The organism is Burkholderia lata (assembly GCF_000012945.1).
Classification (GTDB): domain Bacteria; phylum Pseudomonadota; class Gammaproteobacteria; order Burkholderiales; family Burkholderiaceae; genus Burkholderia; species Burkholderia lata.
Genome location: NC_007510.1, coordinates 1,708,848 through 1,727,683, shown reverse-complemented (window position 1 = coordinate 1,727,683; position 18,836 = coordinate 1,708,848). Strand labels below are relative to the sequence as shown.

22 protein-coding genes are annotated in these 18,836 nt (G+C 66.2%); 8 read left to right on the top strand and 14 right to left on the bottom strand.

What is annotated here, in order from left to right; genetic code table 11:
• Positions 1–94 precede the first annotated feature (94 nt).
• Positions 95–592, bottom strand: coding sequence for a universal stress protein (locus BCEP18194_RS13805; protein WP_011351890.1), 498 nt, complete (start codon positions 590–592; stop codon positions 95–97).
• Positions 593–929: 337 nt separating this feature from the next.
• Between BCEP18194_RS13805 and nodI the strand changes: the two genes are divergently transcribed.
• Both nodI and BCEP18194_RS13795 read left to right on the top strand, forming a co-directional pair.
• On the top strand, positions 930–1,844 hold the full coding sequence (gene nodI / locus BCEP18194_RS13800) for a nodulation factor ABC transporter ATP-binding protein NodI (RefSeq protein ID WP_041493061.1): 915 nt from the start codon (positions 930–932) through the stop codon (positions 1,842–1,844).
• Between the two features lie 6 nt (positions 1,845–1,850).
• Positions 1,851–2,684: an ABC transporter permease gene (locus BCEP18194_RS13795; RefSeq protein ID WP_011351888.1), complete on the top strand. Its 834-nt coding sequence runs from the start codon at positions 1,851–1,853 to the stop codon at positions 2,682–2,684.
• Positions 2,685–2,721: 37 nt separating this feature from the next.
• Here BCEP18194_RS13795 and BCEP18194_RS13790 read toward each other — a convergent pair whose 3' ends face one another.
• From BCEP18194_RS13790 to BCEP18194_RS13775, 4 genes are all read right to left on the bottom strand, one after another.
• The gene (locus tag BCEP18194_RS13790) at positions 2,722–3,144 is read right to left on the bottom strand and encodes a hypothetical protein (RefSeq protein ID WP_011351887.1); all 423 of its coding nucleotides are present in this window, start codon (positions 3,142–3,144) and stop codon (positions 2,722–2,724) included.
• A 101-nt stretch (positions 3,145–3,245) separates the two neighbouring features.
• Complete coding sequence (locus BCEP18194_RS13785) at positions 3,246–4,304, bottom strand: permease (protein WP_011351886.1); 1,059 nt, start codon at positions 4,302–4,304, stop codon at positions 3,246–3,248.
• Positions 4,301–5,428, bottom strand: a complete 1,128-nt coding sequence (mnmH, locus tag BCEP18194_RS13780) for a tRNA 2-selenouridine(34) synthase MnmH (protein WP_011351885.1) — start codon at positions 5,426–5,428, stop codon at positions 4,301–4,303. The genes BCEP18194_RS13785 and mnmH overlap by 4 nt, the downstream gene beginning before the upstream one ends.
• Positions 5,429–5,492: 64 nt before the next feature.
• Positions 5,493–6,446 carry a LysR family transcriptional regulator gene (locus BCEP18194_RS13775; protein ID WP_011351884.1) on the bottom strand — a complete coding sequence of 318 codons (954 nt, stop codon included), beginning with the start codon at positions 6,444–6,446 and terminating at the stop codon, positions 5,493–5,495.
• Positions 6,447–6,612: 166 nt separating this feature from the next.
• On the opposite strand from BCEP18194_RS13775, the gene BCEP18194_RS13770 reads away from it, so the two are divergent.
• Positions 6,613–8,034: a M20 family metallopeptidase gene (locus BCEP18194_RS13770; protein ID WP_011351883.1), complete on the top strand. Its 1,422-nt coding sequence runs from the start codon at positions 6,613–6,615 to the stop codon at positions 8,032–8,034.
• A 35-nt stretch (positions 8,035–8,069) separates the two neighbouring features.
• The gene (locus BCEP18194_RS13765) at positions 8,070–9,356 is read left to right on the top strand and encodes an MFS transporter (protein ID WP_011351882.1); all 1,287 of its coding nucleotides are present in this window, start codon (positions 8,070–8,072) and stop codon (positions 9,354–9,356) included.
• A gap of 77 nt (positions 9,357–9,433) precedes the next feature.
• On the opposite strand, the gene BCEP18194_RS13760 is transcribed toward BCEP18194_RS13765, so the two are convergent.
• Together BCEP18194_RS13760 and BCEP18194_RS13755 are read right to left on the bottom strand one after the other, a co-directional pair.
• Entirely contained in the window at positions 9,434–10,486 is a 1,053-nt protein-coding gene (locus tag BCEP18194_RS13760; protein WP_011351881.1) for an NADP(H)-dependent aldo-keto reductase, read from the bottom strand.
• A gap of 147 nt (positions 10,487–10,633) precedes the next feature.
• Complete coding sequence (locus BCEP18194_RS13755) at positions 10,634–11,071, bottom strand: PaaI family thioesterase (protein ID WP_011351880.1); 438 nt, start codon at positions 11,069–11,071, stop codon at positions 10,634–10,636.
• A 178-nt stretch (positions 11,072–11,249) separates the two neighbouring features.
• On the opposite strand from BCEP18194_RS13755, the gene BCEP18194_RS13750 reads away from it, so the two are divergent.
• A complete protein-coding gene (locus BCEP18194_RS13750) occupies positions 11,250–11,738 on the top strand; it encodes a winged helix-turn-helix transcriptional regulator (RefSeq protein ID WP_011351879.1) in 489 nt (162 codons plus the stop codon).
• Between the two features lie 342 nt (positions 11,739–12,080).
• Entirely contained in the window at positions 12,081–12,704 is a 624-nt protein-coding gene (locus BCEP18194_RS13745; protein ID WP_011351878.1) for a phospholipase D family protein, read from the top strand.
• A gap of 108 nt (positions 12,705–12,812) precedes the next feature.
• Here the strand turns inward: BCEP18194_RS13745 and BCEP18194_RS42065 are convergent, their stop codons facing one another.
• Entirely contained in the window at positions 12,813–13,040 is a 228-nt protein-coding gene (locus BCEP18194_RS42065) for a hypothetical protein (protein WP_081436592.1), read from the bottom strand.
• A gap of 264 nt (positions 13,041–13,304) precedes the next feature.
• Here BCEP18194_RS42065 and BCEP18194_RS13740 point away from each other — a divergent pair, with 264 nt between their 5' ends.
• Entirely contained in the window at positions 13,305–14,276 is a 972-nt protein-coding gene (locus BCEP18194_RS13740) for a GGDEF domain-containing protein (protein ID WP_011351877.1), read from the top strand.
• A gap of 66 nt (positions 14,277–14,342) precedes the next feature.
• Here BCEP18194_RS13740 and BCEP18194_RS13735 read toward each other — a convergent pair whose 3' ends face one another.
• From BCEP18194_RS13735 to BCEP18194_RS13720, 5 genes are all read right to left on the bottom strand, one after another.
• Positions 14,343–14,816 (bottom strand): VOC family protein, encoded by a 474-nt coding sequence (locus BCEP18194_RS13735; RefSeq protein ID WP_011351876.1) that lies wholly within the window; start codon positions 14,814–14,816, stop codon positions 14,343–14,345.
• Positions 14,817–14,978: 162 nt separating this feature from the next.
• The gene (locus tag BCEP18194_RS13730; RefSeq protein WP_041493060.1) at positions 14,979–15,521 is read right to left on the bottom strand and encodes a hypothetical protein; all 543 of its coding nucleotides are present in this window, start codon (positions 15,519–15,521) and stop codon (positions 14,979–14,981) included.
• Between the two features lie 178 nt (positions 15,522–15,699).
• A complete protein-coding gene (locus tag BCEP18194_RS39620; protein ID WP_081436635.1) occupies positions 15,700–15,942 on the bottom strand; it encodes a hypothetical protein in 243 nt (80 codons plus the stop codon).
• 208 nt (positions 15,943–16,150) lie between these two features.
• Positions 16,151–16,459, bottom strand: a complete 309-nt coding sequence (locus BCEP18194_RS13725) for a hypothetical protein (RefSeq protein ID WP_011351873.1) — start codon at positions 16,457–16,459, stop codon at positions 16,151–16,153.
• A 46-nt stretch (positions 16,460–16,505) separates the two neighbouring features.
• A complete protein-coding gene (locus BCEP18194_RS13720; protein ID WP_011351872.1) occupies positions 16,506–16,889 on the bottom strand; it encodes a VOC family protein in 384 nt (127 codons plus the stop codon).
• A gap of 86 nt (positions 16,890–16,975) precedes the next feature.
• Between BCEP18194_RS13720 and BCEP18194_RS13715 the strand changes: the two genes are divergently transcribed.
• On the top strand, positions 16,976–17,719 hold the full coding sequence (locus tag BCEP18194_RS13715) for a DUF695 domain-containing protein (RefSeq protein WP_011351871.1): 744 nt from the start codon (positions 16,976–16,978) through the stop codon (positions 17,717–17,719).
• Between the two features lie 430 nt (positions 17,720–18,149).
• Here the strand turns inward: BCEP18194_RS13715 and BCEP18194_RS13710 are convergent, their stop codons facing one another.
• Positions 18,150–18,776, bottom strand: coding sequence for a hypothetical protein (locus tag BCEP18194_RS13710; RefSeq protein WP_011351870.1), 627 nt, complete (start codon positions 18,774–18,776; stop codon positions 18,150–18,152).
• Positions 18,777–18,836 lie beyond the last annotated feature (60 nt).

The window sequence follows — 18,836 nt, the reverse complement described above, 5'->3', positions numbered from 1 at the left end:
GCCTTGACTGGCCGCGGTCGGCGCCCGCACCACGGACGTGGCACGACGCCTGACCGGCGCGATTCGCCGGTCAGGCAGTCATCGCATCATTGGGTCATTTGCCGTTCGCCGTGGCCGCTTCGCGCTCGCGCGCGATTTCGGCCTTCTGCTCCTGCGCCGACGAACACGCAACCAGAATGCTGCAATTCACGCGATCGAGCAGTTGCGTATTGCCCGAGCCCATCCACCATCTCGACAGCCCGCTGCGGCACCGATGGCCGACGACGACGAGGTCGGCTTGCAGCTCCGTCGCGAGATTCGCGATTTCGTCGATCGGATAGCCGAACGCGAAATGGCCTTCGGCCTGCACGCCGCGCTCGCGCAGCCAGTTCACCCCTTCCTGCAGGATTTCACGCGCGGTTTCCTCGAACCGGCCGCACGCGACGTCGGTCAGCAAACCCGCGCTCTGTGCAATGCTCGAGCGCATGTCGACCACCGACAGCAAATGCGTCTCGGCCTTCAGGTCCATCGCGAGGTTGGCGCCGCAGCGCAGTGCCTTGCGTCCTTCGAGCGTGCCGTCGTAACACAGCAAAATCTTGTTGTAGCTAGCCATGAAACCTCCCTATCGCAACACCGAGCCTACGCATTCATCATGGTGCGCCGCAATTCAGGACGCAAGGGATGGAAAACGCTGATTCGCCCCGCTCGGCGCGTGCGCGATGATGCAGTGCACGATCGGTGCGTACATGCATCGCACCGTGCAGGCATGCCCTGAAGAGACGCAACCGATGCACTAGAATGGCCCGTTCGTACTCCAGCGGGCCGTCAGGCGCCGGCGTCGTGCGCTTCGGTCATGCCCGTGTGACACGCAATCGTCCGATCGGTTCGCCAACCGGCCACGCATGCGGCAGCGGAACGCTTCCGCGCCCGCTTACAACGACAACATGCCCATGCCCGTTGCACCGATTGATTTCCGGAACGTCGAAAAGCGCTTTGGCGACAAGCTCGTCGTCAACGGCCTGTCCTTCACCGTCCAGGCCGGCGAATGCTACGGCCTGCTCGGGCCGAACGGCGCCGGCAAGACCACCACGCTGAAAATGCTGCTCGGTCTCACGCATCCCGATGCAGGCACCATTTCGCTCTGCGGCGAACCGGTTCCATCGCGTGCACGGCATGCACGCCAGCGCGTCGGGGTCGTCCCGCAGTTCGACAATCTCGACCCCGACTTCACCGTGCGCGAGAACCTGCTCGTGTTCGGCCGCTATTTCGGCATGTCGGCGCAGGCTGCGCACGCGCTCGTGAAGCCGCTGCTCGAATTCGCGAAGCTCGAGAACAAGGCCGATGCGAAGGTCGGCGAGCTGTCGGGCGGCATGAAGCGCCGCCTGACGCTGGCACGCGCGCTCGTCAACGATCCCGATGTGCTGGTGCTCGACGAGCCGACGACGGGTCTCGACCCGCAGGCGCGTCACCTCATGTGGGAGCGGCTGCGCTCGCTGCTCGCGCGCGGCAAGACGATCCTGATCACCACGCACTTCATGGAAGAAGCCGAGCGCCTGTGCGACCGCCTGTGCGTGATCGAGGAAGGCCGCAAGATCGCCGAAGGCGCGCCGCACGCGCTGATCGAATCGGAGATCGGCTGCGACGTGATCGAGATCTACGGGCCCGATCCGGCCACGCTGCGCGACGAGCTGTCGGCGTTCGCGAAGCACACCGAGATCAGCGGCGAGACCCTGTTCTGCTACGTGAGCGATCCGGAACCGCTCCGTGCGCGACTCAAGGGTCGCACGGGGTTGCGCTATCTGCATCGCCCGGCCAATCTTGAAGATGTGTTCCTGCGGCTCACGGGCCGCGAAATGCAGGACTGATCGATCATGGACGTCCGCAACTATTCCGCCGCCGCACCGTCGGCAACACCGCGCGTGTCACGTTTCGCGATCGCCATGCCTGCGAACGCGACCAACTGGATCGCCGTCTGGCGGCGCAACTATCTCGTCTGGCGCAAGCTCGCGCTCGCGTCGATGTTCGGCAATCTTGCCGATCCGATGATCTATCTGTTCGGGTTGGGGTTCGGGCTCGGGCTGATGCTCGGCCATGTCGACGGCGTGTCGTATATCGCGTTCCTCGCGGCCGGCACGGTCGGGTCGAGCGTGATGATGTCCGCGAGCTTCGAGTCGATGTATTCGGGATTCTCGCGGATGCACGTGCAGCGCACGTGGGAAGCGATCATGCATACGCCGCTCGCGCTCGGCGACATCGTGCTCGGCGAGATCATCTGGGGGGCCAGCAAGGCGATGCTGTCGGGGGCCGCGATCATGCTCGTCGCGGGGGCGCTCGGCTATGCGCAGTTTCCGTCGATGCTCGTGGCGCTGCCCGTGATCGCGCTCGCGGGCCTCGCGTTTGCCAGCATCGCGATGATCGTCACGGCGCTCGCGCCGTCCTACGATTTCTTCATGTTTTATCAGACGCTCGTGCTGACGCCGATGCTGCTGCTGTCGGGCGTGTTCTTCCCGATCACGCAGTTGCCGCCGATCGCGCAGCATGCGGCGCAGGCGCTGCCGCTCGCGAACGCTGTCGAGCTGATCCGGCCCGCGATGCTCGGCCGGCCGGCGACCGACGTCGCGCTGCATGTCGCGGTGCTCGCCGGCTACGCGGTCGGCGGCTTCCTGCTGTCCGCATGGCTGTTCCGGCGGCGGATGATGCGCTGATGGCCGGCACACCGGGCGCCGGCTTCATGCGACGACGTTACTCGTCGTCGTCGCTCCACGGGATTTCGACGTCGGTCAGGAACGCGACGGTCGCGAGCGGGCCACCTTCCTGGCGGCCGAGCTTGCCGTCCGCACGATGCCATTCGACGCGGAACTGCGTGCCCGGATCGTCGGCAACCAGATAGACCGAGCGCAGCTCTTCCTTGTCGGCTTCGTCCACCGGGCCGTCGAACGACACCAGCATCTTCTGCGGCCACAGGCCGTTGACCGGATCGTAAATGCGGTCGCCCTGCGGAATGTCGATGCTGGCGTCGACGCCGATCGTTGCGGAGGCCTCGATGATCATCGTGCCGAGTGCGTTCAGCACGGCAGTCGCCCGCGCGGAATTGGCCTGGCGGATCGCGAGATCGCCGCGCGTCAGCGCCTTTTCGAGTCGAGGATGGATCTTCGGTTGGGTCATGCGTTTTCCTGTTTGCTTCTTGTAAATGGCGCCGCTCACGTGAAACGGCGGCGCCGGATGAATACGACGATTGCGCCCGTTGAGCGCGCCGCTTGCGCGCGTCAGAACCCGAGCGCGATCGCGAGCAGGCCGCTCGCGATCCCGAACACGACGACGAGGATCGCGACGATGGCCAGCATGTAAGGCTTGAACGAACGCGCGAGCATCGCGAGCGACGGCACGCTGATCGGCGGCAGCGTCATCAGCAGCGCGGCAGCCGGGCCGACGCCCATGCCGAGCGACAGCATCGCCTGGATGATCGGCACCTCGCCGGCCGTCGGGATCACGAACAGCATGCCCGCGACCGCGAACGCGACGATCCAGCCAAGATGATTGCCGATGTCCGGGCCGATATGCGGGAACAGCCACGCACGCGCGGCGCCGAGCAGCAGCACGAGCACGATGTATTCGGGCACGAGCCGCACGGCCATGCGCGCCAGCAGCTTCACCCAGCGGACGAACGGATTGCCGGCCGCGGCCTGCTCTGCCGCCAGCGCGGCGAGCTGCGCATCGTCGATGCTGCGGTCTTCAGGGCGTGCGATGCGGTTCAGCAGATAGCCGATCCCGAACACCATCGCGACGCCGAGCACGAGGCGCAGCGCGCTCCAGTGCCAGCCGAGCACGAAGCCCATGAACACCAGCGCCGCCGGGTTCAGCACCGTGTTGCCGAGCCAGAACGCGACCGCCCCGCCCGGCGATGCATGGCGCGCACGCAGCCCCGCGACGACCGGCGCCGCACAGCACGTGCACATCATGCCGGGCAGCGACAGCAAACCGCCCGCGGCAACGCTGCCGAAGCCGGTGCGGCCGAGCACGCGCGCGACCCAGTGTGCGGGCAGCAGCGCCTGCACGGCCGAACCGAGCAGCAGGCCCAGCACCATCGCCTGCCAGATCGCCTTGCCGTACGCCCACGCGTAGTCGAGCGCGGCCTTCAGCGACGGCTCGGGCGCGGTTGCCGACGTGCCCATCAGGATCGACTGGCCGATCGAATGATGCTCGGCGGCAACGAACGCCTTGTTGTAGTACGGGAACCATTTCACATAGAACAGGCCCGCGACCGCAATCAGCAGGAAGGTCATCCAGCCGAGGGCCGGACTGGGTTGGGCGCGTGTGGTCGTCATCGTGTGGTCGTCGATTGGTCTTGGTCGGTTGCGGGCTTCGCGCCTGCGGCCAGCGCGGCCGATGCGGGCAACCCGGCTTGCGCGAGTTCGGCCAGCAGCACACGCGCCTGATCGCGCCCGTCGGCGGCGTTGGGGCGGAACGTGAACGTCAGCGCCCGGTTCGGCTTGTTGTACGTCGCGCGATAGGTGCGCGCATAGGCGGGATCGTAATGCTTGTCGATCAGCTCGGTGAACAGTTCGGCCCGTGCATCCGCATCGATCAGCGCCTTCCAGTGCGTGACCTGCTCGCGGCTATGCAGTCCGATCAGCCGATGGAGCTGTGCCTTGAACGCGTTCGGTTCGTCGAACAGGTGTGCGTAATCGTCGAGGAGGAACGCGATGCGCTCGTCGTGTGCCGCGTCGACATGCACCCACGGCCCGGCGTGAAACGCTTCGATCAACGCGATCGGCAACTGCACGAGCCCGATCCGGCGGCTTTCCGACTCGACGAACACCGGCCATTCGGGGTCGAAACGTCCAAGTGTCTCGACGAGCCCGGAGTCGAACCCCTTCTGCGCCGGCTGCGGCTTGCCCGGCAATGCACCGAGCAGCGAACCGCGATGGCACGCAAGCGCCTCGAGATCGAGCGTCTGCGCGCCCACTTCGCCCAGTGCGTTCAGCAGGCGCGTCTTGCCGCAACCCGTATGGCCGACGAGCGCGATGTAGCGAAAGCGCGTCGGCAGCGAGTCGAGCGTCGCGCACACCGACTGGCGGTAAGCCTTGTAGCCGCCGTCGAGCTGGCGCGCCTTCCAGCCGATCAGGTTGAACCAGGTCGTCATCGAGCCCGAGCGCTTGCCGCCGCGCCAGCAGTAGATCAGCGGCCGCCAGTTGCGCGGCCGGTCGGCGAACGTCGTGTCGAGATGGCGGGCGATGTTGCGCGCGACGATGGCCGCGCCGACGCGCGTCGCCTCGTAGGGCGACACCTGGCGGTACATCGTACCGACGAGCACGCGCTCCTCGTTGCTGAGCACGGGCGCGTTCAGCGCGCCCGGAATATGATCCTCGGCGAACTCGAGCGGCGTGCGCACGTCGATGATCTCGTCGAACTCGCCGGCGCGATCGAGGGTGACAATCAGGTTCTTCAATTTGGCGTCGAACAGGGGCGATGCGGCTCGATAAGCCGCATGGGCACGGAAGGCGGATTGACGATTATCTCACGGGCCGGCGTCTCGGGCCGCGCGCGGCTGCCGGCGGCGCCGATGCAGTCTGCATCGCGTCGATCAGATGGTCGCGGAACGCGCGGACCGACGCCGGCAGATCGCGCCCCGCCATCGTCTGCACCTGGATGCTGCGCTCGCGCAGCTGCGGGTTCGTCACGGGCACGACGACGAAGCCGTCCGCGGCGCAGCGGTCGCGCACCGACAGCAGCCCCGTGAACATCACCGCGCCCGTGCGCCGCGCGTAGCCGTACATCGCCGCCGTGTTGTTGCTCGTCAGTTCGGGCTCGAGCAGCAGCCCGTCGAGCGCGCACGCGATGTCGATCAGCTGGCGCACTGTCGTGCCGGCCTCGGGCAGCACGTGCGGGTGACGCGCGACATCGGCGAGCGACACCGCTTCGCGCGTCGCGAGCGGATGGTCGTGCCGCACCAGCGCGAAGATCGGCGCGCGCTCGGTGTGGTCGACGCGCACGCCCTTCTCCGGCGCGAGGCTGAAACTCAACGCGATGTCGACATCGCCGTCGCGCACGCGCCGCGTCGCGTCCGCCGGCGACACCACCCACACGGAGAAATCGACGCCCGGATGACGCGCCTTGAAGCTGGCGAGCGTGCCGGGCAGGAAGTCGATCGCGAACCCTTCCGAGCACGCGATCTTCAGCAGGCTGCCGTGCAGCGCATCGAGCCCGCCGATGTCCTTCATCACGTGCTCGGCCTCCAGCAGGCTGCGCTGCGCGAACGCCAGGAGCCGCTCGCCGGCCTCCGACAGCGCCATCCCGCGCGGCCGGCGCTCGAACAGCGGTGCGCCGAGCTCGCTCTCCAGTTTGGCGATCTGGCGGCTGATCGCCGATACGGCCACATGCAGCCGCGCGGACGCGTCGCTGATCGAGCCGGTGCGCGCCACTTCGACGAAATACCGCAACGCCAGGCCATGCAGGAAAGCCGCCATCGTTCTGTCTCCGCCCGGCTGCTGGCCGCGCTGCTTTGCCTTTTCGGCAAAGAAAGGTTCGAAATTCGATCATTGTGACAAAAAAAACGGCTTTCTAGAATCGATCGCACTTCACGCTGCAGGCACGATCCGGCGCGTGCAGCGAACCCGACAGAGGAGACACGACTTGAGCCGTACCGCCGCCATCCAGCACGCGCTGAACCAGTTCGAATCCGGTGCGTTCTTCACGACCCTGAGCCGCCGCGTCGGCCTGCGCACCGAAAGCCAGGAAAGCGGCAACGAAGCCGCGCTGCGCGCGTATCTGACCGACGAGATCGCCCCCGAGGCCGCGCGCCTCGGCTTCACATCGCGGATCGTCGACAATCCCGTCGACGGCGGCGGCCCGTTCCTGCTCGCCTCGCGCCACGAAGACGACGCGCTGCCGACCGTGCTGATCTACGGCCACGGCGACGTCGTGCGTGGCTACGACGCGCAGTGGCGCGCGCCGCTGTCGCCGTGGACGCTGACGGCCGACGGCGACCGCTGGTACGGCCGCGGCAGCGCCGACAACAAGGGCCAGCACACCATCAACCTGGCCGCGCTGGCGAGCGTGCTCGACGCACGCGGCGGCCGGCTCGGCTTCAATGCGAAGCTGCTGATCGAGATGGGCGAGGAAACGGGTTCGCCGGGCCTCGACGCGCTGTGCCGCCAGGAGCGCGACGCGCTCGCGGCCGACGTGCTGATCGCGTCCGACGGCCCGCGCATCGCCGCCGCGCGCCCCACGGTTTTCCTCGGCTCGCGCGGCTCGGTCAATTTCAAGCTGAGCCTGCGCGCCCGCGACGGCGCGCATCACTCCGGCAACTGGGGCGGGCTGCTGCGCAATCCGGCGATCGTGCTCGCCCACGCGCTCGCGTGCCTCGTCGACGCGCGCGGCGCGATTCGCGTCGCGGGGCTGCGTCCGCCGCCGATCCCGGCCGCCGTGCGCGATGCGCTCGCCGATCTCTCCGTCGGCGGCGGCCCCGGCGATCCAGCGCTCGACGCCGACTGGGGCGAGCCCGGCCTCACCGCGCCCGAGCGCGTGTTCGGCTGGAACACGTTCGAGATCCTCGCGTTCAAGGCCGGCAACCCCGAGCACCCAGTCAATGCGATCCCGCCCGCCGCGTATGCGCACTGCCAGTTGCGCTTCGTCGTCGGCACCGACTGGGAAGCACTGCACACGCATCTGCGCACGCACCTCGATGCGCACGGCTTCGCCGACATCGAGATCGACGTCGAACGCGGCGCCCCGGCGACGCGCGTGCCGCCGGACGATCCGTGGGTTCGCTGGGCGGTCGCGTCGCTCGCGCGGACCACCGGCAAGAAGCCCGCGATCCTGCCGAATCTCGGCGGCACGCTGCCGAACGAAGTGTTCGCCGACACGCTCGGGCTGCCGACGCTGTGGGTGCCGCACTCGTACCCGGCGTGCTCGCAGCACGCGCCGGACGAGCACCTGCTCGCGAGCGTCGTCAGCGAGGGGCTGCAGATGATGGCCGGCCTCTTCTGGGATCTCGGCGACGACGCACCGACCGTTCGCCGCGCGGTGCCCGCCGCGGCCGGCGCCGCCCTGTAACGCGCTTCGCCCCTTTCACGGGACCTGCACATACGATGAATACGACCACCCTGACCTCGCAGGAAGCCGTCCGCCCCAGCGCCGCGAAGATCCGGCGCATCATCTTCGCGGCGTCGATCGGCAATGCACTCGAATGGTTCGACCTGATCGTCTACGGCTTCTTCGCGGTGACGATCGCCAAGCTGTTCTTCCCCGCGACGAGCGAAGCGACGTCGCTGATGCTTACGCTCGGCACGTTCGGGCTCTCCTACCTGATCCGGCCGATCGGCGGCTTCGTGCTCGGCGCATACGCGGATCGCGCGGGCCGCAAGGCGTCGCTGCTACTGTCGATCGCGATGATGATGGCCGGCACGCTCCTGATCGCGCTGATGCCGACCTACGCATCGATCGGCATACTCGCGCCGCTCGGGATCATGCTGTCGCGGTTGATGCAGGGCTTTTCCGCGGGCGGTGAATTCGCGAGCTCGACCGCATTCCTCGTCGAGCACGCACCGCAGCGGCGCGGCTTCATGTCGAGCTGGCAGTTCGCGAGCCAGGGCCTTGCGACGCTGCTCGCATCTGGCTTCGGTGCGTTGCTGACCACCACGCTGACGACCGCGCAACTCGAAAGCTGGGGCTGGCGCGTGCCGTTCCTGTTCGGGCTCGCGATCGGCCCGGTCGGGCTGTACATCCGCCGCTACGTCGACGAAGGCGTCGAGTTCAAGACGCAGGCACGCTCGGAAGCGCCGGTGCGCGAGTTGTTCGCGGAACAAAAGGTGCGGGTGCTGCTGTCGATCGGCGCGCTCGTGATCTCGACCGCGATCAACTACATGATCCTGTACATGCCGACCTATGCGATCAAGCAGCTCGGCCTGCCCGCATCGACGGGCTTCGCGGCGACGCTCGCGACCGGCTTCGTGCTCACGCTCGTCACGCCGGTCGTCGGCCACCTGTCCGATCGCACCGGGCGGATCCGCATGATGGCGGTCGCGGCGGTCCTGATGCTCGTCACCGTGTACCCGACGTTCGCGTGGCTCACGCGTCACGCATCGTTCGCGACGATGCTCGCCGCCCTGGTCTGGATCGGTGCGCTGAAAGCGATGTATTGCGGCGCGCTGCCGGCGCTGATGGCCGAGCTGTTCCCGTCGCAGACCCGTGCAACGGGGCTCGCGGTCAGCTACAACACGGGCGTCACGCTGTTCGGCGGCTTCGCGCCGTTCGTGATCACCTGGCTGATCAGCGCGACCGGCAACCGGTTGTCGCCGGCGCTCTATCTGATGGGCTGCGCACTGTTGAGCCTCGCCGCGCTGTTCGTCGCGCGCACACGGCTCAAGATGCGATAACGGAAGAAACGACGGCGCGGCGATGCGCCGCCGGTGCGGCCCGTCGCGGCATCGCTGCCGCGCGGGCCGCGCGTCATTTACGGCGCAGGGTTCGGCTGCAGTTCGTGCAGCGCGTCGATCTCGGCGAGGATCTCGTCGGACAGCTTCACGTCGATGCTGCCGATGTTCTCCTTCAACTGCTCGAGCGACGTCGCCCCGACCAGGTTGCTGTGCGTGAACGGCCGGCTGTTGACGAACGCCAGCGCGAGCTGCGCGGGCGACAGCCCGTGACGCCGTGCGAGCGCGACATAGCGCGACGTCGCCTCGACGGCCTGCGGCTTGCTGTAACGCTGGAAGCGTTCGAACAACGTGATGCGTGCGCCGGCCGGACGCGCGCCGTTCTCGTACTTGCCGGACAGCCAGCCGAACGCAAGCGGCGAATACGCGAGCAGACCGACGCCGTCGCGATGCGAGAATTCCGACAGGCCGTTTTCGAACGTGCGGTTCAGCAGGCTGTACGGATTCTGGATGCTCGCGATACGCGGCAGCCCGAGCTTCTCGGCCGCGTGCAGGAACTGCGCGACGCCCCACGGCGTTTCGTTCGACACGCCGATCGCGCGCACCTTGCCGGCCTTCACGAATTCCGCGAGCACGCCGAGGGTTTCCTCGATCGGCACCGTATAGGTATCGTCGACCCACGGATAGGCGGGACGGCCGAACGTCGTCGTGCTGCGATCGGGCCAGTGCAACTGGTAGAGATCGACGTAGTCGGTCTGCAGGCGCTTGAGGCTGCCGTCGAGCGCTTCGGTCAGGTTCTTGCGGTCGAACTGGTTGCCTTCGCCGCGAATATGGCGCGGATTGTGCGGCTGCCGCGCCGGCCCCGCGATTTTCGTCGCGAGCACGATACGCTCGCGCTGCGCGCGATGCTGCGCGAGCCAGGTGCCGATGTACTCCTCGGTGCGCCCCTGCGTATCGGGCTTCGGCGGCACCGGATACATCTCCGCGGCATCGATCAGCGTCACGCCCTGCCCGATCGCGTAGTCGATCTGCTCGTGCGCATCGCGCTCCGAATTCTGCTCGCCCCACGTCATCGTGCCCAGGCCGATCAGGCTGACCTCGATGCCTGAATCGCCAAGTGTGCGGTATTCCATGCTGTTCCTGTCGCGTCGGTGGAAAGCAGGAACGCTATCACATTGAAGCGGCCGCTTCAGACACGCGCCGCATACGCTTACAGGCGGCCTTCGACACCGGCGAGGAGGCTCACGCACCGCCCCGGACGATGACGCCGCCGCCCGCCGTTACTGCGGCCGCTGGATGAAGCAGGTCGCCGACGCATGCGCGACGATCTTGTCGTCCGCGGTCTTCAACGTGCCCTCCGCGACACCCAGCGAACGCGACAGGTGGATCACGCGCCCTTCCGCGACCAGGTCGACATCGCGCGGCACGGGCCGCAGCATCTTCACATGCAGATCGACCGTACCGTAGCCGACGCCCGCATCCAGCATCGAATGCACCGCGCACCCCGTGACCGAATCGAGCACCGTCGCGGCGAACCCGCCGTGCACGCCGCCGAGCGGATTCAGATGCCGGCCGTCCGCCCGCGCCGAAAACTTCACATAACCAAGCTCGACGTCGAGCGGACGCATCGGGATCGTCTCGGAAATCGACGCGAGCGGCGCCTCACCCGATACCGCTGCGCGCAGCAGATCGAGACCAGACAGGGAAAGCGGGTTCATCGGGTTGTCTCCGGGTTGAAAGCGCGTCGCCGCGCTAGTAAGTTCCAAATTGGAACTCATTATTGACAACGATGCTGGCGCTTGTCAACGTGGCCGGGCCCGTTGCAACCGAAGGCGGGTTCTATAATCGAACCCGCTATTTCGCTGAACCGCCGCAAGAGAGGCAAGACACTCGACGATGAAATGGGATGACATCGGCACGCTGAACTGTTCGATCGCGCGTACGCTCGCCGTGCTTGGCGACCGCTGGACGATGCTGATCCTCCGCAACGCGTTCCTCGGCTGCCGCCGCTTCGACGCGTTCCAGACCCAGCTTGGCCTCACACGCCATGTGCTGGCCGAGCGGCTCACGCGGCTCGTCGACGAAGGCGTGCTGGTCAAGCACGCGTATCAGGAGCGCCCACCGCGTTTCGAATATCGGCTGACGGACAAGGGCCTCGACCTCTACCCGACCCTGCTCGCGCTGACGGCGTGGGGCGACCGCTGGAAAGACGACGGCCAGGGGCCACCGGTGCAGTTGCGTCACCGCACTTGCGGCCATCTGATGCATGCGGTCACCGTATGCTCGGCGTGCGGCGAACCGCTCGACGCCCGTGACGTGCAGCCGGAGCGTGGCCCCGGGTGGATCGCAGCCGACGCAGCCGGGGCACCCGCGGACGAGGATTGACGCAGCGTCGTGCATGCGTGAACGAACGCGCGACGCGCACGGATCGTTAGTCGCGCTCGCGCAGTTGTCGTGGGCCGCATCGAGCCCACCCCGCTGCACTCGCACATAGCTTGCACACCGGCTATTCCGCCACCGCCGCACGCGCAATCGCGCACTGCTTTCACCCCCATCCGCTAATAAAGCCGATCACGCATTCGGATACCGCACAACGCAACTTTGCGTCACCGCCTCTGCCATCGCCGGGCATCGCGATCAGTCATTCCGTCTCATCGACACGTGACCGGCCCGCCACGTCTGCGTTACACTCACGGCCCGCTGTCTCGAAATTGTTCGCTGTCCAAGATGTTGTCGCGCAATCGCCTCGCCGCTGCCTGTCTCGCCGCCTCCCTGCTCGCCACTCCGTTCGCCGCCTTCGGCAAGACGCAAAGTGAATCGCTGCTCCAGCAGGCGATCGACTTCGTGTCGCGTTGGCTGCCGGCCCCCACTCACGAAGCACCCGCGACACAGGTCGTCGAATCGGCATTTTCGCCCGACGGCGGTGCCGAAGCGCTCGTGCTGAAAGCGATCGGCGCCGCGCGCAGCTCGATCCGCGTCGCCGCCTATTCGTTCACGTCGCCGCCTGTCACGCGCGCACTGCTCGCCGCCAAGCGACGCGGCGTGAATGTCGCGGTGGTCGTCGACGACAAGGGTAATCGTGCAAAGAGCAGCAAGCAGGCGTTGAACCTGCTCGTCAACGCAGGTATCCCGACGCGCACGATCGACGCCTACGCGATCCATCACGACAAGTACCTCGTGATCGACGCCGAGCACGTCGAAACGGGTTCGTTCAACTACAGTGCGTCGGCGGCCAGCCGCAATTCCGAGAACGTCGTCGTGGTGTGGAACAACCCGCAACTCGCGTCGCGTTATCTCACGCACTGGCAAAGCCGTTTCGACCAGGGCACGCCGTACCGCTCCAGCTACTGACGCACACCACGCGGCGCACGCTTCCGTGTTCGATCCGCCGTGTTGCTGATGATCGGCGAGCATGGCGAGAAGTTCAATTCGGCCAAATGGCCAGCGCGCCGTCGCACATCAATGGATGTCGGGCGTCCGCCCGGTCGCTGCACCGGCATGCGTCGTCGGCGCACAACGAGTCGCCTGCCCGCTCGCGCCGCTTGCCGAAGACGTCGACAAGCCGCTAGCGCCGCTGGGCAGCGCGCTGCTCACACAAACGACGCCGAGTGCCAGCGTGTTCTGAACCATCGGATAAAGAAGATACAGCGCAAACGCGAGATAACCCGCGTACAAAAATCGAACCATGGTGCGATGGGAAGCGATGAAGAAATGGACTCGCCCTGTTTACGGCACTGCGCCGGGCACCTTGAGGCATCGCGCATCCGATTGCGCATCGGGGTGAAACGCGCCCCCATGGCGCCCGCTTCTCACCCCATCTGCATCGATCCGTATCGGACCGAAACCACGCGTCGGCAGATTTGCAACGTGGCGATGCGCCGAACAATGCGCGATACTGTCCGACATACGATCCCGTGACCGGCCTCGCAGCCGGGACAAAAGACAAGGCCCATGCAAATCGCACCGAAACCGGCCGACGAGGCGGCCCGGCTCGATACGCTTCATTCGCTCTCGATCCTCGACACGCCGCCCGAAGAGCGCTTCGATCGCCTGACGCGTCTCGCGCGCAGGCTGTTCGACGTACCGATCGCACTCGTCAGCCTCGTCGACGACGATCGCCAGTGGTTCAAGAGCCACGCCGGGCTCGACGTCACGCAAACGTCGCGCGACGTGTCGTTCTGCTCCCATGCATTGCTCGAGGGCAATACGATGGTGATCCAGGATGCGCTGAACGACAATCGCTTCCACGACAACCCGCTCGTCACCGGTGCGCCCGGCATCCGCTTCTACGCGGGCCGACCGCTTACGGCGCCGAACGGCGCACCCATCGGCACGCTGTGCCTGATCGACACGCGGCCGCGCTCGCTCGAACCCGACGAACTCGCGCTGCTCGGCGATCTCGCTCACATGACCGAGCGCGAGATCGCGGCGCTGCATTTCGCGACCACCGACGAGCTCACGCAACTGACCAACCGGCGCGGCTTCGAGATCCTGGCCCGCCACGTGCTGAGCCTGTGCGATCGCCTTGACCGTCACGCGGCGTTGCTGTTTTTCGACCTGAACGATTTCAAGTCGATCAACGACCGCTTCGGCCACGCCGAAGGCGACCATGCGCTCAAGGCATTCGCCGATACGTTGACGGGCGCGCTGCGCGACAGCGACGTGATCGCACGGCTTGGCGGCGACGAGTTCGTCGTGCTGCTGAGCGCCACCGATCCGGGCGACGTTGCCGAGCCGGTCGAACGCGTGAAGCAGGCGCTCGCGCGGCGCAACGCGGCCGATGCACGCGGCTATGACATCCGGTTCAGCGTCGGGCACGTCGACTACGATCCCGCGCACCATCGCGACGTGGCCGACCTGCTCGCATCGGCCGATCAACGGATGTACGAGGACAAGCAGCGCGGCAAGACGGCCGGCGCGTAAGCGCGGGCGGACCGGGCGCAGGCGCGTGCCGCCGCCCGGCCGTTCAACTGCGCTTGCGTGGTTGCGTCAGCTTCCGCACGGCGGCGCGCTGGCCATGGCCTCCGCGATCTGCTCGGGCGTCAGGTCGCGCTGGTGCGTCGCGAGCGACCAGCGATGGCCGAACGGATCCTCGACCTGCCCGTAACGATCGCCCCAGAACATGTCGGCGGCCGGAATCGTGACCGTCGCACCGGCCTCGACCGCCTTCGCGATCGCCGCGTCGGTGTCCGGCACGTACAGGTGCAGGCAGACCGGCGTGCCTTTCAGTGCCTTCGGCCCGAACGCGCCGTGCTCCGGCATTTCATCCACCAGCATCAGTGTCGAATCGCCAATCACGAGGCACGCGTGCGCGAGCCGGCCGTCGGGCATCGCCAGGCGAAACTGTTCGCTCGCATTGAACGCGCGCTTGTAGAAGTCGATGGCGGCTGTTGCGCCGGCGCAGATCAGGTGCGGCGTCAGCGTGCGCATCCCTTCCGGGATCGGTTTGACGGACGTGGACATGGGTATCGCTCCTTCGGTCGATTGTCGTATCGGAATCGGGACGGACGCGCGATGCGCACGCCTCCGATGCTACGACGGACGAACCCGGCGGAAATCGACACGGCGCCCGACATTTTTTTGTTGTCTCGGGTATCGGCGAGCGGCGGCTCCTTGCATCGGGCGTCATCGGCCCGTTCGGTCGCCCTCGTTGTCCGGCACGCCGAACTGCCGACGGCATGCCTCCAGCAATCCGGCCACTGCATCGAGCGGAAGATCGGCAAACGCGGTAATCGGCAGCATCACGCCACCGGGTACCCTGGTGCGCGATGAAAACGCCGAAAACTGGTAGCCGATGTAGCGATTCCCGGCAACGCTGATGATCCGGAATTCGGTGACGTCACGCCATCGCGTGACGGGTTGTTCACGTAAGGCCCCGATCAGCCTGAAGCCCGTCTCGTCGACCTGCAGCGCCATCCTGCGCCGCGACGACACGAAGAAGGCGGCCCCCGCCAGCGCCAGCAGCACGGCCAGTGCCGCCACCGGCCAGAGCGCCGGCGCGGCCGCATAGCCGCACAGGATCACGGCGGCCAGCACCGCACACGTAATCGCCCTTCTCTTCAGGCTCCGGCCGTCGACTGCCAGCATCACCGGCAACGGGCCGACGACGGTTCCCGCAACGGGATCGACATGCCATCCTGAATCGGTGGTTTCGCCTTCATCGTTCATCGCGCGATCGCTCACATCGACGACAACCGACTCATCGAGGTCGGACACCATACCGACACGCCGAGACAGACAGCTTGTCGACCGAAAATGTTCGGAATAGACGAACGCAAGCATCGACGCACGACAACGCGCCTTCGTCCGCGCGGAATGGGCCACGCTCCGTCGCCATCGGTCATGTTCAGTTGCACACCTTGACGGTGCCGTTGGTCGTGCATTGACCGATGGCCCAGTGGCTCTGCCCGGCCAGATGAGGCGCCTGGCCGACGCCACGGATCGGCTCGGACGGCGACGATGCCGGAACGGCCGCGGCAGCCGACGCGGTGTCGGGCGACGGTAGCGGGGGCGACTCGGGCGCGGTCTGGCAAGCCGATAGCGCCAGACAAAAAGCGGATGCCAACGGGGCGATGAGCAGTCTGGACATGGTCTCGTACGCGTTTGCGATATTCGCTTCCGGTAAAACGGGCTCGCTGAAGACCACGTGCCCCGTCAGACCGTTCGGCGCAACCGCCCACGCAGCATGACGATCATCCAATACTACTCCTCGCGATCGACGTCGTGCGACCGGCCGTTCGGCCAGTCACCGCCATCCATGCGACGACACCCGCTATCGCTGACGCATGCCGCGCCGGTCAGATTTGCGGCAGATCACGCAGCGTGCGCGACTCGCTCGTCGCATCGATGTCGAGCTCGATCCCTTCCGATGCATCGCGATACAGCACGCGTTTCAGCCTGGGCCCGATCGCAGTGTCGTCCGATGCCGAGAAGATTGCGCGGACATCGTTACCGGACGCGAGCGCGCGCGCCACGTCCGCCACTGGCGCCTCGCTAGGCGTCGCCGCCCACGACCGGTCAGCCGGATTCACGGCCGCCCAGCGCACGTGCGTCACACGCGCGCTGAGCGGATCGATTCGCACTCCATTCACCGCAAACATCGACATCGGCATCTCCTTCGAATTTTTTGTCGCCGGCCGTCCCGATGCGCGGTCACGGACGGCCCCAGATCTCGCAGACGTTTCCCGCCGGATCCGCCACGGAAATCGCGATCGTGCCGTCTCCGTAGTCCCACTCGTTCAGGATGCCGACGCGGCACGATTCAAGTCGCGCAATGGCTTCCGAGACATGCGCGACTTCGATGGCCAGCGCAATGCCGTGGCCGGTCGGTCGAAACTCCGGGTACGGAAACTCGCCACCACGGCCCGTATGAATGGTCAGCGTCGCTCCGTCCACGACAAAGCGATGCCACGGATTCCCCGCCGCCGACACGCCTTCGGAATGCACGGGCAGCGCGAGCGCCAAACGATAGAAATCCACCACCGCCCGGAAGCGATCGTCTTCGACCGGCACCAGGATGCCCAGACTCGCGATCATGTGCGCTTCTCCGGCCAACGCGATTTTCGATGATACATTGGGACGCTTTACAACCGTCAACAGACAATCGTGCACGGGAGAAACACATGACCGACGCCTGGGGAACCTTCCCTGCCAGAATGGGCGACCATCAGGCTTTCATCAGCTTCAACCACAGCTTTGCGGAAATCGCCGAAGGCGATCCGCGCACGTCACTGCTCAGCGTGCGCGTCCCCTTTGCGCATCCGACGCAGGAAGGCCTGCCGACCGGCGACGAATTCGCCGGTCTCGCGACGATCGAGGATCTGCTCGACGCCACGATCGCCGCGAAAGGTGGCGTGCAAGTTGGCCGCATCACCGTCGACGGCCATCGCGATTTCCTGTTCTATGTGCCGTTCGACGAAGAGGCAGCGGCGGAGATTGTCGACGCGCTGGCCGATCAGACACCCTACGCACTGCAGTACGCGCACCAGGACGATCCGGACAAGGACGCGTACTGGCAAACGCTCTACCCGACCGACGACGACTGGCTGATCATGCGCGACATGCGCGTGCTGGACGAATTGCGGAAGAAAGGCGACGCCAGCGATGTAAGCCGGCGCGTGATGCACTGGGCGTACTTCCCCGACCCGAGCGACGCACATCAGTTCGCGGACTGGGCCGAAGCGAAAGGTTATCCGGTCGAGTCGGTTGCGCCCACCGAAGACGGCAAGTCGGCCGTACGGTTTTCGCATGAAGGCACGATGGCACTGGCCGACATTACGGGCCATACGGTCGCAATCAACCGCGAAGTCCGTTCGCTTGGAGGGGAATACGACGGATGGGAAACCAGCGTCGAGCAGGCTGGCTGAGCGGGTTGACTTGCCCGCTGCGCCACACGTGATGCAATGCATCCGGCGCAAAAAATATCCCGGCGGCCGACTTGCGCGCCGCCGGGACCAAGGCATCACCGGTCGAAACCGGCGATGGGCCTGAGGGTTCGCTCAGGCACGAGGAAAGCGATTCGTGCGGATCAGGCGACCGGATGCCGGGGCGCGCAACCGATGCGATTACGCCGCCCGCCAGACGCCTGTCCGGTTCCGCCGACGCAACCTTCCGGCGTCGGACGGGCAAAAAGCCCCCGCTCCTGCGCGAGCGAGCGGGGAAACGGTTGACCGGGCCGGGGAAGAACGGTCAACCGGCCAAATTGTGAGCGCGGGCCGCGCAACGATCTGTGCGGCAACTCACCATTTGGTGACAATGCCGCAGCAATTGGTTCGCTCGCGTGCCGCGCAGATTGCATCACGGCCCGAGCGCAACGCCCGCGACCGGCGCGAGCATCACCACGATGATGGGCGACAGCACCACGGCCCCGAGCATCATCACGCCGTCGGCCGCGAGCGTGACGGGCGTCGCGAGCACGCGTACGGCCTTGCCCGCCGTCGTGATACGATCGGTGACCTGGATCTTGTACGAATGGGTAAACGACGACCATGTCATGCCCTGCGCAAAACCATCGGCGAGATAGCGCGATCCGGCCAGCGCACCCGTCATCCCCAGATCTACGCTTCCAAGCTTCGTGAAGCCATCCTCCAGCGCGCGATCCCAATCCTCGTCGGTCATGTCATTGCGGTGGAGCCGCAGCGAAAACTCGCCCGAGATCTTGCTGCCCTGCGCGACGAACCCAAATAGCGACGTATTGATCGACTTCCGGTAAGGCGATGCCAGCACGGCGCCGAGATGCTCCGGCATATCGAAGATGTAGTGATATTTCTTGCCGAGCACGACGAATTTCTTGCCGTCCTCGCTGACGAGGAATCGGTCGACCGTCTCTTCGTAATGACTGTCTTCGAACAGCATTGCAGTGCAGCCTGTCAGGCCGGCAGCGACAATGATCGCGCCTGCCGTCAGCAGCGTTCTTCTTTTCATGTATGGCGTTTTATTTTGTTTTAATTCAATCGGATATTGTCAGGCCCGGGCAAAGTTTCT